Annotated in this window: 14 protein-coding genes; 7 read left to right on the plus strand and 7 right to left on the minus strand. The window is 68.2% G+C overall.

Annotated elements, in window-relative coordinates; all coding sequences use genetic code 11:
• Positions 1 to 2: 2 nt before the first annotated feature.
• Complete coding sequence (locus tag ABEU20_RS03985; protein ID WP_420163063.1) at positions 3 to 851, minus strand: class I SAM-dependent methyltransferase; 849 nt, start codon at positions 849 to 851, stop codon at positions 3 to 5.
• Positions 852 to 1,150: 299 nt separating this feature from the next.
• Between ABEU20_RS03985 and rpsA the strand changes: the two genes are divergently transcribed.
• Positions 1,151 to 2,623 (plus strand): 30S ribosomal protein S1, encoded by a 1,473-nt coding sequence (rpsA, locus tag ABEU20_RS03990; RefSeq protein WP_420163064.1) that lies wholly within the window; start codon positions 1,151 to 1,153, stop codon positions 2,621 to 2,623.
• Between the two features lie 259 nt (positions 2,624 to 2,882).
• Here rpsA and ABEU20_RS03995 read toward each other — a convergent pair whose 3' ends face one another.
• The gene (locus tag ABEU20_RS03995; protein ID WP_420163065.1) at positions 2,883 to 3,095 is read right to left on the minus strand and encodes a hypothetical protein; all 213 of its coding nucleotides are present in this window, start codon (positions 3,093 to 3,095) and stop codon (positions 2,883 to 2,885) included.
• Positions 3,096 to 3,220: 125 nt separating this feature from the next.
• Here ABEU20_RS03995 and coaE point away from each other — a divergent pair, with 125 nt between their 5' ends.
• Positions 3,221 to 4,444 carry a dephospho-CoA kinase gene (gene coaE, locus ABEU20_RS04000; protein WP_420163066.1) on the plus strand — a complete coding sequence of 408 codons (1,224 nt, stop codon included), beginning with the start codon at positions 3,221 to 3,223 and terminating at the stop codon, positions 4,442 to 4,444.
• A gap of 6 nt (positions 4,445 to 4,450) precedes the next feature.
• Here the strand turns inward: coaE and ABEU20_RS04005 are convergent, their stop codons facing one another.
• Positions 4,451 to 5,035: a DUF402 domain-containing protein gene (locus ABEU20_RS04005; RefSeq protein ID WP_420163067.1), complete on the minus strand. Its 585-nt coding sequence runs from the start codon at positions 5,033 to 5,035 to the stop codon at positions 4,451 to 4,453.
• Between the two features lie 103 nt (positions 5,036 to 5,138).
• Between ABEU20_RS04005 and uvrB the strand changes: the two genes are divergently transcribed.
• The 3 genes from uvrB (at position 5,139) to ABEU20_RS04020 (ending at position 8,841) form a co-directional block, all read left to right on the plus strand.
• Positions 5,139 to 7,295 carry an excinuclease ABC subunit UvrB gene (gene uvrB, locus ABEU20_RS04010; RefSeq protein WP_420163068.1) on the plus strand — a complete coding sequence of 719 codons (2,157 nt, stop codon included), beginning with the start codon at positions 5,139 to 5,141 and terminating at the stop codon, positions 7,293 to 7,295.
• Between the two features lie 21 nt (positions 7,296 to 7,316).
• Complete coding sequence (locus tag ABEU20_RS04015; protein WP_420163069.1) at positions 7,317 to 8,189, plus strand: SCO6745 family protein; 873 nt, start codon at positions 7,317 to 7,319, stop codon at positions 8,187 to 8,189.
• 199 nt (positions 8,190 to 8,388) lie between these two features.
• Positions 8,389 to 8,841 (plus strand): universal stress protein, encoded by a 453-nt coding sequence (locus ABEU20_RS04020; protein ID WP_420163070.1) that lies wholly within the window; start codon positions 8,389 to 8,391, stop codon positions 8,839 to 8,841.
• Between the two features lie 13 nt (positions 8,842 to 8,854).
• Here the strand turns inward: ABEU20_RS04020 and ABEU20_RS04025 are convergent, their stop codons facing one another.
• Together ABEU20_RS04025 and ABEU20_RS04030 are read right to left on the minus strand one after the other, a co-directional pair.
• The gene (locus tag ABEU20_RS04025) at positions 8,855 to 9,262 is read right to left on the minus strand and encodes a hypothetical protein (protein ID WP_420163146.1); all 408 of its coding nucleotides are present in this window, start codon (positions 9,260 to 9,262) and stop codon (positions 8,855 to 8,857) included.
• Positions 9,263 to 9,379: 117 nt separating this feature from the next.
• Positions 9,380 to 11,602: a HelD family protein gene (locus ABEU20_RS04030; RefSeq protein WP_420163147.1), complete on the minus strand. Its 2,223-nt coding sequence runs from the start codon at positions 11,600 to 11,602 to the stop codon at positions 9,380 to 9,382.
• 238 nt (positions 11,603 to 11,840) lie between these two features.
• On the opposite strand from ABEU20_RS04030, the gene ABEU20_RS04035 reads away from it, so the two are divergent.
• Positions 11,841 to 13,304: an NAD-dependent succinate-semialdehyde dehydrogenase gene (locus ABEU20_RS04035; protein WP_420163071.1), complete on the plus strand. Its 1,464-nt coding sequence runs from the start codon at positions 11,841 to 11,843 to the stop codon at positions 13,302 to 13,304.
• A 64-nt stretch (positions 13,305 to 13,368) separates the two neighbouring features.
• Positions 13,369 to 14,028: an HhH-GDP family DNA glycosylase gene (locus tag ABEU20_RS04040; protein WP_420163072.1), complete on the plus strand. Its 660-nt coding sequence runs from the start codon at positions 13,369 to 13,371 to the stop codon at positions 14,026 to 14,028.
• A gap of 108 nt (positions 14,029 to 14,136) precedes the next feature.
• On the opposite strand, the gene ABEU20_RS04045 is transcribed toward ABEU20_RS04040, so the two are convergent.
• Both ABEU20_RS04045 and ABEU20_RS04050 read right to left on the minus strand, forming a co-directional pair.
• Entirely contained in the window at positions 14,137 to 15,117 is a 981-nt protein-coding gene (locus ABEU20_RS04045) for a DoxX family protein (RefSeq protein WP_420163073.1), read from the minus strand.
• A 103-nt stretch (positions 15,118 to 15,220) separates the two neighbouring features.
• Positions 15,221 to 15,913: an MBL fold metallo-hydrolase gene (locus ABEU20_RS04050; RefSeq protein ID WP_420163074.1), complete on the minus strand. Its 693-nt coding sequence runs from the start codon at positions 15,911 to 15,913 to the stop codon at positions 15,221 to 15,223.
• Positions 15,914 to 15,963 lie beyond the last annotated feature (50 nt).

A 15,963-nucleotide genomic window follows, 5' to 3' on the forward strand; every position in this document is an offset into this window, starting at 1 on the left:
AATCAGGCCGGCTTGCGGGTGACGAAGATCGCGGTGCCCGGGAACAGCTGGCCCCGCAGCGGGCTCCACTGCCCCCACTCGCGGTCGAGCCATTCGGGCCACTCCGGCTCGATGATGTCGCGCACCTCGAGGCCCGCGCCGACAGCCTCGCGGACACGGTCGCCGATGGTGCGGTGGTGCTCGACGTACGTCGGGACTCCGTCGTCGTCGACCTCGACGTACGGCGTGCGGTCGAAGTAGGGGAGGGTCGCGGTGAGACCGCGCGGTCCGGGATCGTCGGGGAAGATCCAGCGGATGGGGTGATTGACCGCGAAGACCCACAGCCCGCCCGGGCGCAGTACGCGCGCCACCTCGGCCATCACCCGAGCCGAATCCGCGACGAACGGAACGGCACCGAAAGCCGAACATGCCGCGTCGAAGCTCTCGTCACGGAACGGGAGCGTTTCGGCGCCGGCCTGGACGAGGGGGACCCGCCCGCCGCTCTCGTCCATCGCGGCGACCCCGCGTGCCAGCATCCCCATCGACAGATCGAGGCCCACGACGTCGGCGCCCTGAGACGCGAGCCACCGGGCGCACGGTGCGGAGCCGCAGCCCACCTCGAGGATGCGCTTGCCGGCGACGTCGCCGAGGAGGTGGACGTCGCCCTCGTGCAGCCCCTCGGGGCACCACACGAACTCGCCCGCGCTCGTGTCGACGCCCAGGAAGTCGCCGTGCGTGCGGTGGTAGGCGTCGGCGTCGGCGTCCCACCAGGCTCGGCTCGCGCGTTCGCTCGCCTCGGACCCGATCCGGGTGCGGGCCACCCCGCTGGTACCCAGGGTGGAGATGGCGGCGGCATGACGATCGTCGGACATGGACGTCAAGCGTAGATGTCGGGTTGGTACGTCGCCCGTCCGCCCGCCGCCGGTCGCGGCGGGGTCGGTGACTGCAGGGTTTGCCCAGCTAGCTCTAGGTCGCGTACCCTGTTGCTCGCGAGTGTCTTCGGTGCGGATGGCAGTCGGCCGAAGTTTGGTCGGCGGCACCGTCGGAAGACCTCGTGGTGGACCGGAAGATCGGTCGGATCCGGCTGTGTGTCGGAACGTACGGCATTCCGATCCGCCTGTCTGACAAACACCATCAACCGACTAACAACCCGTCCGGAGCAACTCAACACATGCCCTCCAACACCGTGACCTCGCCGCAGGTAGCCGTCAACGACATCGGCTCCGCCGAGGACTTCCTCGCCGCCATCGACGCAACGATCAAGTACTTCAACGATGGCGACATCGTCGAAGGCACCATCGTCAAGGTCGATCGTGACGAGGTCCTTCTCGACATCGGTTACAAGACCGAAGGCGTCATCCCTTCCCGTGAGCTCTCCATCAAGCACGATGTCGACCCCAACGAGGTCGTCTCCGTGGGCGATGAGGTCGAAGCCCTGGTCCTCACCAAGGAGGACAAGGAAGGTCGACTGATCCTGTCGAAGAAGCGCGCTCAGTACGAGCGTGCCTGGGGCACCATCGAGGAGCTCAAGGAGAAGGACGAGGCCGTCAAGGGCACCGTCATCGAGGTCGTCAAGGGTGGCCTCATCCTCGACATCGGTCTCCGTGGCTTCCTGCCCGCGTCGCTCGTCGAGATGCGTCGCGTCCGCGACCTCCAGCCGTACGTCGGCAAGGAGATCGAGGCCAAGATCATCGAGCTCGACAAGAACCGCAACAACGTGGTCCTGTCGCGTCGCGCATGGCTCGAGCAGACCCAGTCCGAGGTCCGCAGCGAGTTCCTGCACCAGCTGCAGAAGGGCCAGGTCCGCAAGGGCGTCGTGTCCTCGATCGTCAACTTCGGTGCGTTCGTCGATCTCGGCGGCGTCGACGGTCTGGTCCACGTTTCCGAGCTGTCCTGGAAGCACATCGACCACCCGTCCGAGGTTGTCGAGGTCGGCAACGAGGTCACCGTCGAGGTTCTCGACGTCGACCTGGACCGCGAGCGTGTCTCCCTGTCGCTGAAGGCGACGCAGGAGGACCCGTGGCGTCAGTTCGCCCGCACCCACGCGATCGGCCAGATCGTGCCGGGCAAGGTCACCAAGCTCGTTCCGTTCGGCGCGTTCGTTCGCGTCGAGGAGGGCATCGAGGGCCTGGTGCACATCTCCGAGCTGGCCGAGCGCCACGTGGAGGTCCCGGACCAGGTTGTGGGCGTCGGCGACGATGCGCTCGTCAAGGTCATCGACATCGACCTGGAGCGTCGCCGCATCTCGCTGTCGCTGAAGCAGGCCAACGAGGACTACAACGCCGAGTTCGATCCGTCCAAGTACGGCATGGCCGACTCGTACGACGAGCAGGGCAACTACATCTTCCCCGAGGGCTTCGATCCCGAGACCAACGAATGGCTCGAGGGCTTCGACAAGCAGCGTGAGGAGTGGGAGTCCCGCTACGCCGAGGCTGAGCGTCGCCACAAGATGCACACCGCTCAGATGGAGAAGATGGCTGCCGACGAGGCTGCTGAGGCTGCGGCCGGCGCTTCGGGCACCAACTACTCCTCCGAGTCCGGCTCGGACGAGGGCGCGGCTGTGTCCACCGAGTCCGCCGGTGGCTCGCTGGCGAGCGATGCACAGCTCGCCGCACTGCGCGAGAAGCTGTCGGGCAACGCCTGATAGCGCCGGCCTGAGCATTCAGGCCTGAACGACCGGGAGACCCCGGCCCTGACACCCTCAGGGCCGGGGTCTTCTGCATGTTCGGCCCCTCCGCGTTGTGCGCACTTGTCGCGATGACACGCCGTGCTGCGGGCGCGACAAGTGCGCACAACGCGGAAGGGGGGGTGACGGGGTGGGGTGACGGGGTGGCGCGGCAGATACGACAGTGGCCCCGTCCCTCGATGGGAGCGGGGCCACTGTGCGTGTCCTGTGCGGGCGGTCAGCCCGCTGCGGCAGGCACCCATCGGGTGGGCATGGTCGCCGTTCGCTTCTTGATGGTCGAGAAGCTGTGGCGGGCGGGGCTCAGGATACTGGCGAACCAGCTGCGACGGTGCTCTGCGAGAGCCGTGGCCACCTCGGGGATGAGGATGGCGTGAATGCCGTTCTCCATGCCGAGACGGTGCCGACCGGGACGGGTGGGATTGCTGCTCATGCGCTTCTCCTACTCGAATCAATCGGCTGGTCGGACGGTCCCGGAAATGGTATCTGACCAGGTCGAAGAACTCCGTCATTTGGTGCGTAGATGATCTTCGGCGTGTTAGGTGAGAGACTGTCCGCGTGTTGAGAGTGGGCCTCACAGGAGGCATCGGAGCCGGCAAGTCGACCGTGTCGAAGGTCCTCGCGGAAATGGGTGCGGTGATCGTCGATGCCGATCTGATCGCCCGGGAGGTCGTCGAGCCGGGAACGCCGGGACTCGCGGCGCTGGTCGACGCGTTCGGCGACGGCATCCTGCACGACGACGGCTCGCTGAACCGTCCGGCGTTGGCGGAGAAGGCTTTCGGCACCGACGACTCACGAATGCTGCTCAACTCGATCCTGCATCCGCTCATCGGGGCGCGCACCGTGGAACTCGTCGAGGGCGCCCCTGCCGACGGAATCGTCGTGCAGGACATCCCGCTGCTCGTCGAGGGGCGCATGGGGCCCGCGTTCAACCTCGTCGTGGTCGTCTACGTCGACGAGGAGGAACGGGTCCGGCGCCTCGTCGAGCTGCGGGGCATGCCGGAAGCCGACGCCCGCGCGCGGATCGCGGCGCAGGCGACCGACCCGCAGCGGCGTGCGGCAGCGGACGTCCTGCTCGACAACAGTGGTGCGCCCGAGTTGATCGAGGAGCAGGCCCGTGCCCTCTTCACGGAGCGGCTCGTACCCTTCGAGGCGAACCTGCGGACGGCCACGGCGGTGTCGGTGCCTCCGATCGTCCGCCCGTCGGATCCCGACTGGGCGGCGCAGGGCCGACGCCTGGTCGAGCGGCTGCGGCTGGTGTGCGGTGACGTGCCCACGCGGATCGACCACGTCGGATCCACCGCCGTGCCGGGACTGGACGCGCGTGACCTGATCGACGTCCAGATCACCGTGAAGGATCTCGCGGCCGCGGATGCGCTCGCCGGACCACTGGCCGCGGCCGGGTTCCCGCGCCTCGACGACGAGAACCGTGACGCACCCAAGCCGGCCTACGGCGTCGGTGGTGAGGGTGACCCGGCGCTGTGGGACAAGCGCACTCACGGCGGCGCCGACCCCGGACGGCCGGCTCACATCAGCATCCGGGTCGAGGATTGGCCGGGGCAGCAGTTCGCGTTGTTGCTGCGCGACTGGCTGACCGCGGACGCGCAGGCGCGGGCCGAGTTCCTCGAGGTCAAGCGGGCTGCATCGGCGACCGCCGCCGAGAACGCCCACGAGGCCGACGCCGATGCCGCGTACGCGGATGCCGTCGCCCCGTGGTTCGACCAGGGCTATCAGCGGGCCTGGGCATGGGCCGAGGCGACGGGCTGGACGTCCGGCGACTGACCCGGTTCAGCGCCAGCTGACCGGCATCCCCTTGGACGCGAGCCACGCGTCCATGTCGTGACCGTGGGCGGCGATCCCGTCCACGGCCGCCACTGCGCGTTGCACCGCGCGGTCGGCGGTGCGCGGTGAGATGTACCCGTGCGCGGTCGCGGAGATCAGCTCGTCGACGTCGACGAGCTCGGTCTCGCGCCCCGTTCGCACGACCAGGTCCAGGTAGTGGTCCTCCGACTTCCACACGTCGGCACCTCGGGTGAAGTCGCCGATGTCGATGTAGTGGTCCTGGTCGCGGTCGTGGTACGGGTGGAAATGGAAGATGGAGGCCCGGATCCCGAGGTCCGGAATGATCCAGGACTCCAGGTAGTGGAACTGCGGGTGGTCGGCCGTGCGCGCCATGTACAGGCCCCACGTCTCGAGGCGATAGTGGTCCACGGGACGGACGTAGCCCTTGGGATCGGTGTTGGTGCACTCGGTGACGTTGAAGTACTCGACCTTGGGCCGGTGTGCCGGAACCAGATCGACCGTGGGCACGAAGACGGCTGCCGGGGGTGCAGGCGGTGCGGCCGCCGCGATGCCTGGTTCGACGTTCTCCATACAGCAAGAAAGTACCGGCAAACGCGGTGCGAGGCATCGGCGATCGCGGGGGCGCCGGACAGCGTTATCAGAACTTGTCGGAACCGGCGCATACCCTGGTGACATGGCGTTCGCATCCGAGCACCCCGTGGTTGCCCATTCCGAGTTCCGGCCGGTCAGTGAGATCGAGCGGTCCGACGCGCGTTTCCAAGTCGTCAGCGAGTACGAGCCGGCGGGCGACCAGCCGCAGGCCATCGACGAGCTGGAGCGTCGGCTGAAGGAAGGGGAGAAGGACGTCGTGCTGCTCGGTGCGACCGGCACCGGCAAGTCGGCGACGACGGCCTGGCTCATCGAGCGTGTCCAGCGGCCCACTCTCGTGATGGCGCCGAACAAGACGTTGGCGGCTCAGCTCGCCAACGAGCTCCGGGAGATGTTGCCGAACAACGCCGTCGAGTACTTCGTCTCGTACTACGACTATTACCAGCCGGAGGCGTACATCGCGCAGACGGACACCTATATCGAGAAGGACTCGTCGATCAACGACGATGTCGAGCGCCTGCGCCACTCCGCCACCTCCAGCCTGCTGTCCCGGCGCGACGTCGTCGTGGTCGCGTCGGTGTCGTGCATCTACGGCCTGGGCACCCCGCAGTCGTACCTGGACCGGTCCATCCAGCTCGAGGTCGGTGTCGAGGTCGATCGGGACGCCCTGCTGCGGCTGCTCGTCGACGTGCAGTACAACCGCAACGACATGGCGTTCACCCGTGGGTCGTTCCGAGTCCGTGGTGACACCGTGGAGATCATTCCGTCGTACGAGGAACTGGCGGTGCGGATCGAGTTCTTCGGCGACGAGGTGGAGGCGCTGTACTACCTGCACCCCCTCACCGGCGACGTCGTGCGGCAGGTCGACACTGTGCGGATCTTCCCCGCCACGCACTACGTGGCCGGACCGGAGCGGATGGAACGCGCTGTCGAGGCCATCGAGGCCGAGCTCGAGGAACGGCTCGCCGACCTGGAGAACCGCGGCAAGCTCCTCGAGGCGCAGCGTCTGCGGATGCGGACGCAGTACGACCTGGAGATGATCAAGCAGGTCGGCTTCTGCTCCGGCATCGAGAACTACTCGCGTCACATCGACGGGCGCCCGGCGGGGTCGGCGCCCGCGACGCTGATCGACTACTTCCCGGAGGACTTCCTGCTGGTCATCGACGAGTCGCACGTGACCGTGCCGCAGATCGGCGCGATGTACGAGGGAGACATGTCGCGCAAGCGGAACCTCGTCGAGTTCGGATTCCGGCTGCCGTCCGCGACCGACAACCGGCCGCTGACCTGGGAGGAGTTCGCCGGCCGAATCGGTCAGACCATCTATTTGTCGGCCACACCGGGTGCCTACGAGTTGGGGCAGGCGGGCGGCGAGTTCGTCGAGCAGGTGATCCGCCCCACCGGACTGGTCGATCCCGAGGTGGTCGTGAAGCCGACCAAGGGGCAGATCGACGACCTCGTGCACGAGATCCGTGAGCGCACCGAACGTGACGAGCGCGTTCTGGTGACGACGCTGACCAAGAAGATGTCCGAGGATCTGACGGACTATCTGCTCGAGCTCGGCATCCGGGTGCGCTATCTGCACTCGGACATCGACACGCTGCGACGGGTGGAGTTGCTGCGGCAGCTGCGGCTAGGCGAGTACGACGTCCTGGTCGGCATCAACCTGCTCCGCGAGGGCTTGGACCTGCCCGAGGTCTCGCTGGTCGCGATCCTCGACGCGGACAAGGAAGGTTTCCTGCGCAGCACCACCAGCCTCATCCAGACCATCGGCCGTGCCGCTCGCAACGTCTCCGGACAGGTGCACATGTACGCCGACAAGATCACCGACTCGATGCAGCGGGCCATCGAGGAAACCGAGCGACGGCGTGAGAAGCAGATCGCGTACAACCTCGAGAAGGGCGTCGATCCGCAGCCGTTGCGGAAGAAGATCGCCGACATCCTCGACCAGGTGTACGAGGAGGCCGAGGACACCGAGGTCGGGGTCGGCGGTTCCGGTCGTAATGCCAGCCGGGGACGCCGGGCGCAGGGCGAGGCCGGCCGCGCGGTCAGCGCCGGGATCTACGAGGGCCGGGACGTCAAGGCCATGCCCCGCGCGGAGTTGGCGGACCTCGTGAAGGAGCTCACGGATCAGATGATGAACGCGGCTCGCGACCTGCAGTTCGAGCTGGCCGGGCGCCTGCGTGACGAGATCGCGGACCTCAAGAAGGAGCTACGTGGGATGGACGCGGCGGGCCTGAAGTAGGGGTCACTACGCTTCTGTGACATGGACGTACACCTCGCCGGACGCACCGCGCGTTCCCTCGAACTTCTGCATTCGCTCGCCTACTTCGCACCCGAGGTCGAGCAGGAACTGGTCGGATGCGGCCTCGAGTCGGGCCGAATGACGTACTTCGCAGGTCGATCCGCGCCCATGGGCGCGGTGTCGGCCGGGGTCGTCACAGCCGTTTTCTACAACTTCAATCCCGCTCTGATCGCCGACGTGCTGCCGCGGGCATGGAAACTCGCGGAACCCGAGGCGATCGTGCAGGCGCGGTACCGCGGCGTCGACGCGGCCTACCGTGCGCTGCTCGGCGAGAAGGTCATCGCGTCGGCGGCGATGTCGGAGGCAGCCCAGCTGGCCGCGATTGCGGCGCAGGCGGTCCCGGGCGTCGACGGGCGCCCGTTGTACGCAGGCTATGCGGCGCTGGAATGGCCGGAGCAGCCGCACCTGGTCCTGTGGCATGCGCTGACGCTGCTCCGCGAGTACCGCGGGGACGGGCACGTCGCGGCGCTGCAGACTGCCGGCCTCAGCGGCCTCGAGGCGTTGATCACGCACACGGCCGCCGGAATCGGGTTCCGGAAGTCGTTCGCACAGTCGCGTCGCGGATGGAGCGGCGACGAGTGGGCGGCGGCAGTCGCCGGTCTGGTCGACCGCGAACTGCTGACGCCGGCAGCCGAGCTCACCGCGGACGGTCGCGAATTGCGTGAAGTCGTCGAGGATCTCACCGACGAGCTTGCGGCGGCGCCGTGGACCGGTCTGGGGGAGGACGGAGCAGCCCGCCTCGCGGAACTGGCGACGCCGTGGTGTCGGTCCGTGCGCGAATCGGGCCTGTTCCCGGAAGCGCTCTTCGGTCCGCGGTACGGCGAGTCCCGCTGACAGCGCGACCCACTCGGTGGGATCCCGTGGTGAAATGGTCGCAGGGGTGGATCCGTCCACCGGGGGATGAAGCATGTTGTGCCGCAATTCCACCTGACGTCGCGCCGATGCGGATAGTGTCAGCGCAGCGAACGGGAATCTTCGGTCGAACAGGGCACGCAGCCGGAGTCCTCGAACGAACGCACACATGGAGGAATCAATGACCGCGTATCGGACCGTCGTCGTCGGAACCGATGGATCGGACTCGTCGTACCGCGCAGTCGACAAGGCTGCTGCCCTTGCCGGTGCCGCGGATGCGAAGCTCGTGATCGCGTGCGCCTACTATCCTGCGGATCCGAAGGACACCGAAGTGGCGCAGGACACCCTGCGGGAGGACGCCTACCAGGTGACGGGATCGGCGCCCACCTACGAGATCCTCCGGTCGGCGCGCGAGCGTGCGGTGGCCGCGGGCGCCAAGAACATCGTCGAACGCGCCGTGGTCGGTGCTCCGGTGGATTCCCTTCTCGCACTGGTCGACGAGGTGGAGGCCGACCTCCTGGTGGTGGGTAACCGCGGGCTCAATACGCTGACGGGCCGTCTGCTGGGCTCGGTTCCGTCGGACGCGGCACGCAAGTCCACCTGCGACGTGCTCATCGTCCACACGGTGCGCTGAGGGTTTCGGTCCCTCAGCAGAAGTCGCGACGCGTCGAATCGAGCAACAACTCGGCGGACCGCTCTGCGGTGATGGCACCGCCGGACTGGCTCGCCGCGTAGGCGGCCGTCGGCTGCAGTTGCGTGAGAATCTCCGCATCGGGTGTGCCGGCTGCAATCTGCCGGCACACCCCGTCGGCGAGCGCGAACAGTGTCTGATCCGGGAGGACCGCCGGGAAGCCTTCGGTCGCGAGGGCCTCGGCGAGGTGAGTGGTGCGGGCGTCGGCCACCGTCGCGAGTGTGGCGGACGGGGGCACGGTCGTGATCGGATCGGCGACAGGATCGGCAGGGTTCGTCGCGCCACACGCTCCCATCGACACCGCGATCCCTCCGGTGACAAGCGCGGTCGGCAGGGCGCGCGCGGTGCGTCCCCGCATACGCATTCGGATCACGGTCTGTTCCTTCGGCTCCAATAGTGCAGTGCAGGGCCCGGCGCCCAGGGTCCCAGGACCCCTGGGCACGGTACCGCCTCGACGTTCCGCCGGGGAGCGGTTGGGTGATCAGGCCCGTGCGGCGACGGAATCGTCCAGCGCTCCGAGGACGCTCGGCAGTGGCTTGGCGTGGACGATGCCGAGGCGTTGCGTTGCCCGCGTCAGTGCGACGTAGAGGTCGTTCATGCCGCGCGGTGACTCGTCGAGCAGGTTCTGTGGCTCGACGATGATGACCGAATCGAACTCGAGGCCCTTCGCGTCCTTGACCGTCAGAACGCTCACCGCGTCGGATCGGAGATCCGCGAGCTGCGCGACGTGCTCGTGTCCGGCGAGGACTGCCGTCAGACCGGGGCCGGACTCCTCGGCCACGCGCCGGCGAACCTCGTCGAGGACGGCGCCGGTATCGACGAGCTGTGCCCAGGGCGCGTGGCCCGATGCCCGGACCGACCGCGGCACCGTCTGCGCCGGATCGATCTCCGCGAGAACCTTGTGGGCCAGCTCCATGATCTCCGACGGCGTTCGGTAGTTGACGGTGAGCTCGGTCAGCTTCCACCGCTGCGCCACGTACGGTCCGAGAACGTCCTGCCACGACGAGCTGCCGGCCGGATCTCCGGTCTGCGCCGTATCACCGACGAGAGTCATCCAGCGGTTCGGGATGCGGCGCATCAACATTCGCCACGCCATCTCCGACAGTTCCTGGGCCTCGTCGACGATCACGTGGCCGTACGTCCACGTGCGGTCACCCGCTGCCCGCTCGGCGGTGGTGCGGTGACGGCCGAGGTCCTGGCGCTCGGCCAACTGGCTGGCGTCGATGAGGTCGTACGCCATGAGGATCTCGGGATCCATCTCGTCCTCGAGGTCCTGCGGCGCCGAACCGGTGAGGATGTCGAGGGCGCCCTGCGCGTCGGCGATCTGGGCACGCCAGCGACGTTGCGCGCGTTCGCGTTCGGCGGCGTCGTCGACACCGAGCAGCTCGGCGAGCTCGTCCAGCAGGGGAGCGTCGGCGGCACTGAACCCGACGCCCGCGGTGCGGAGCAGCACGTCCCGATCGGCAGCGCCGATCTCGGGCGCGGCCGATGCCAACCGTTCCGGCGAACGGAGAAGGTCGGTCAACACCTGCTGCGGGGTGAGGTCCGGCCACAGCCCGTCGAGGGCCGCCATGATGGCGGGATCCTCACGCATCTCGTCGCGCATATCGGCAATGTCCTCGCGGCTGAGCAGATTGGAGCCGTCGACGACGTTCCGCCCGAGTGTGGCTGCGAGTTGGTCGGCGAGCGCCTCGATCGCGGCGGACACGAAGATCGGCCGGGCCAGATTGTGCGGGCGCCTCGACGACCGTGCACGCCCTCGTGCCCGGGTGACGATCTTGCGGTCGAGGGTGATCGGGTAGGTGTCGAAGCGCAGTTCGATCGGCGACTTCGGCACCTCCTGACGGTCGCGGACCGCCTTCTTCAGCACGTCGATCATCGCGAGCGAGCCCTTGATCTCACCCTCGTCGAGAGAGTCCTCGCGGGTGGCGCGGACACCGGGGTACAGGTCGCCGATCGTCGACAGCAGCACGCCGGTCTCGCCGAGGGAGGGCAGGACCTGGCTGATGTAGTCCAGGAACGTCGCGTTGGGTCCGACGATGAGAACTCCGGACCGGTCCAGCTGCTGCCGATAGGTGTAGAGCAGGTAGGCGGCGCGGTGCAGGGCGACGGCGGTCTTGCCGGTGCCGGGGCCTCCCTGCACGACCAGGACACTGCGGTGGTTCGACCGGATGATGGCGTCCTGCTCGCTCTGGATCGTCTCGACGATGTCGTGCATCTGGCCGGTCCGGGCCGCATTGAGTGCAGACAGCAGAGCGCTCTCACCGGCGACGCCCCCGACCCCGCCGGCACCGCCGTGCGCCTGGGCCGCGTCGAGATCGAGATACTCGTCGTTGATCGCGGTGACCGTCCGACGGCGGGTGCGGATGTGGCGTCGACGTGTCACCCCCTCCGGGGCGGCCGGGGTCGCAAGGTAGAACGGTCGCGCGAGGGGCGCCCGCCAGTCGAGCAGCAGAGTCTCGTAGTCGCCGTCCTCGTCGAGGATGCCGACACGTCCGACGTACCGGTGTTCTCCCTCGACGTCGATGCGGCCGAAGCACAGCCCGTTCTCCGCCGCGTCGTAGCGGGCGAGGTCCTCGGAGTACATCTGGGTGAACGACTCCCGCTCGCTGCGCGCCTGCGGTGTCCCCCCGCCCTCGAGTAGGACCCGGCTGAGCCGGTTCGAGGCGTACGCACGCAACTCGTCCAGGCGCTCGTAGAGCATCGACACGTACCCCTGCTCGTGGGCGAGATCGGGGTGGACATGGGCCTCGTCGGGCAAGAGGTCTCCTAGGTCGAGGGACGGCACAAAAGCGCCCAAGCAGTCTAGTGCGGCGCGCGGGCGCGCGCAGATCCGCTGGTGGGACGCGATCCCGGCAGGACCTCCGTCCGTGCATGACCGTGGCGGTCAGTGGGTAACCGGAGGGCGGACCGAACGTGCCGACAACCGGACAGGAGAGAGAATGACCTCCACCAGTGTGCAACCCACCAGTGCGTCGGGTCCCGATGCGACACCGTTCCGCACCGTCGACCCGTACACCGGACGGTCGATCAGGGAGTACCCCTACCTGGTCGGCGAGCAACTCGACGAGATAGTCGAGAGAGCGGCGGCCGCGTTCGAACTGTGGCGCGAGGAGCCGGTCGAACGTCGCGCGCGCGTGCTCGCCCGAGCGGCGGAGCTCGTGCGCGAACGCAAGGAGGACCTCGCGGCGTCGGTGACCCGGGAGATGGGCAAGTTGATCACCGAGGCCCGGGCCGAGGTCGACCTCGCGGCGGCGATCTTCGAGTACTACGCCGAGCACGGGCCCGAGTTCCTCCGCCCGCGGTCGTTGGACGTGGGCGAGGGCACCGCCGAGATCGTCAACGAGCCCATCGGCGTGCTGTTGGGTATCGAGCCGTGGAACTTTCCTCTCTATCAGGTGGCCCGGTTCGCCGCCCCGAACCTGCTGCTGGGCAACGTGATCCTGCTCAAGCATTCGAGCTCGTGCGCGCAGACCGCACTGGAGCTCGAGAAGCTGCTGGCGGACGCAGGGACACCGGAGGGTGTGTACAGCAATCTGTTCCTGCAGGTCTCCGACGTGGAACGGGTGGTCTCCCATCCGGCGGTGCAGGGCACGTCGCTGACGGGGAGCGAGCGCGCCGGGGCGTCCTTGGCCGAGATATCGGGGCGGCACCTGAAGAAGTGTGTGCTCGAGCTCGGTGGCAGCGATCCGTTCGTGGTGCTCGATGTCGACGACCTCGACGGAACCCTCGACGCGGCCGCCGCGGGACGACTCGGCAACACCGGGCAGAGTTGCGTGGCGTCCAAGCGCTTCATCGTCCCGGACGCGGTCTACGACGACTTCGTCGACGGTCTCACCCGCCGGTTCTCCGAGCTCGCGGTCGGGGACCCGTCGGATCCGGACACGACGCTGGGGCCACTCTCGTCCGAGGACGCGGCCCAGAAGCTGCTCGAGCAGATCGACGACGCCGTCGGCAAGGGCGCCACGGTCACGGTCGGCGGATCGCGTCCGGAGGACCGGGGACCGGACGGCAAGGGGGCGTTCGTCGACGCCACCGTGCTGACAGGCGTGACACCGGACATGCGGGCCTTCGAGGAGGAGCTGTTCGGCCCGGTCGCGGTCGTCTATCGGGTGGCAGGGGAGGACGAGGCGGTGTCACTCGCCAACTCGACGCGGTTCGGTCTCGGCGGCACCGTCTTCGGTTCGGACGAGGCGCGGGCGCGGGCGGTCGCCGACCGCATCCGGAGCGGCATGGTGTGGATCAACCACCCCACCTCGACGGCACCGGAGCTGCCTTTCGGTGGCATCAAGAGTTCGGGTTTCGGCCGTGAATTGAGCGACCTCGGGTTGTTCGAGTTCGCGAACCGCAAATTGATTCGCGCAGTGCCGTCGAACGCCGGTGTCGAACACGCGGCCACAGGGTGACACGGCTCCGGCCGGCCTGGTCGACGTCGCGCACAGATCTCGTCCGAGGAGGGAAGAGGCGGACATGACGACGTCGAGGTCGGACACCGAACTGGTACGAGACCTGCTCGACCGGGCGGGCCGGACATTTGCGGAAGAAGCACACATCACACTGAAGGACACACCCAAGCCGCTGTTCCAGTTGCTGGTGTTGTCGCTGTTGCTCAGTTCCCGGATCTCGGCCGAGATAGCTACGCGCGCCGCGCGCGAGTTGTTCACTGCCGGATGTCGCACGCCGGACTCCATGGCCGACGCGCCGCGGGCCGAGGTCATCGCGGCGCTGCAGCGTGGCCGCTACACGCGGTACGACGAGAGCACCGCCACCCGCCTACGCAAGGCGGCCCAACGCGTGGCGAGCGAGTACCACGGTGATCTGCGTGGTCTCGCCGAGCGCAGCGGCCACGACGCGGCGGAGGCCTCGCGTCTCCTCGAGGAGTTCGACGGGATCGGACCGGTCGGCGCCGAGATCTTCCTGCGTGAGGTACAGGACACGTGGACCTGGCTGCGTCCGCACCTCGACGACCGGGCTCTCGACGGTGCCGAGGCGGTTCATCTACCGCGGGACCGCAGTCAGCTCGCCTCGTTGGCGGGCTCGCGGGAAATCGCCCCGCTGGCGGCGGCGCTGGTTCGGGTGACGATCGACTCGGAGCTTCGTGACGAGCTGCCGGGGCGCTCCAACTCCTGAGTGCTCCGACGTGGCGGGTGCCGACATGGAGCGGGCGGCACGTGGCCGGAGAAACCGGCCACGTGCCGCCCGAACCAGGCCCTTGGGGACCGTCGCAGGGACGGACCGTCAGTCCTGCAGCTCGGCCGCCTTCGCCCGCGCCGTGGCGAGCGCGCGCTCGGCCTGCTTGCGGGCCTTCTTGCTCACGACCTCGCTCTGTTCGCCGGCGGTCGCGAGTGCGCGCTCGGCCTGCTTGCGGGCCTTCTTGCTCACGACCTCGCTCTGTTCGCCGGCGGTCGCGAGTGCGCGCTCGGCCTGCTTGCGGGCCTTCTTGCTCAGTACCTCGCCCTGCTCGCTCGCGGTCGCGGCCCACTCCGTTCCCCGCTCGCGCGCCAGGTGTGCGAATTCGCTTCCGCGTTCACGCGCGAGTTCGGCGAGCACCGGTCCGCGCTCGCGGGCGACCTCGCCCAGCTCTGCTCCGCGCTCCTTCGCGAGGTGCGCCAGGGCCGATCCGCGCACCCGTGCGGCGTCGAGCAGTTCGCCACCCCGCTCGCCCGCCTGCTCGGCGGCGGACCGTGCGCGCTCGGACACGACATGCATCGTGTGCTCGGCGTCCGATCCGTTGTTGCTGGAGAAGGCCTCGGCGACGGACGCCTGAGCCTTGCGGGCGGCGCGTCGGCCGCGCCAACCCAGCGACGGCTTGCCCTCGGTGTCGACAGCGGCGATGAGAAGCCCGCCGAGCATCGTCATGTTCTTGAAGAACTGCATCCGCTGCATCGCGCGCTGCTGCGGGTCGTCGACGTTCCAGAAGTCGTGCCCGGCGAGCGTGGTCGGGACGAGCGTCCCGGCCAGGACCAGCGAGGCTGCACGCGGCGCCTTGCCGACCGCGAGTAGTGCGCCCGCCCCGACCTGGAGCGCGGCATTGATCTTGACCAACGTCTCGGGGTCGGACGGCAGCTTGTCGGTGACGGCACCGGGAAGCGTCCCCACGGATTTCTCGATCAGTGCCCCCGCGGCGTCGGCTTTCGGAGCCGGACTGCGCAGGGAATCGATGCCACCGGCGATGAACACGGTGGACAGGAGTGGGCGGGCAATACGGCGAACGATCATGGGCGGCCTCCCTACCTGGATTGTGTATCCACCGTATCCAGGTGTGCCCGATCCGGCACGGCACGGCGCGAAAGGGTGACCGACCAGCGACGATCGGGGCAGCTCACCAGCCCCGTTCGCGCCATTCGCGAAGATGCGGGCGCTCGGCGCCGAGGGTCGAGTCCTTCCCGTGACCGGGGTGGAAGGCGGTGTCGTCGGGGAACCTGGCGAACAACTTGGCCTCGACGTCGTCCATCAGCGAGGCGAACCGCTCGGCATCCGGGGTCTTGCCGACGCCACCGGGGAACAACGAGTCGCCGGTGAAGAGGTGGACGCGCCCGCTGTCGTCCTTCTCCGTGAGCGCGAGCGTGATGCCGCCCGGCGTGTGCCCGTTCAGATGGATCACCTCGAGCGTGAGATCGCCCACGGTCACGGTGTCGCCTCCCTCGAGGCTGCGGGTCGGAGCCACCGACAGGATCTCGGAGTCGAGAGGGTGTGCGGCGGTCGGCACACCGGTCGTCTCGGCCACTTCGGCGAGTGCGAACCAGTGGTCGTGGTGCTGATGCGTGGTGACGATCAGCTCCAGGTCAGGCGCCTGCTCGTCGATGAGCTGCAGGATGCGTGCGGCATCGTTCGCGGCGTCGATGAGCAGCGACTTTCCGGTAGCGGAGCACGTGATCAAGTAGGTGTTGTTGTCCATCGGTCCGACGGACATCTTCGTGATCGTCGCGCCCGGAACGGTCCGTCGCTGGGCCGCGGAACTTCCGGACAGGTCGCCGGTGTAGTCGTCGTCGATGGTGATGCTCTGCTGCTCCATGATCGGGAGGCTACCGTCGAATCGCGGCGCCGACGCCTGCTGCCGTCGAT

The sequence above is a fragment of the Rhodococcus parequi genome, from assembly GCF_046042785.1.
Taxonomy (GTDB): domain Bacteria; phylum Actinomycetota; class Actinomycetes; order Mycobacteriales; family Mycobacteriaceae; genus Prescottella; species Prescottella parequi.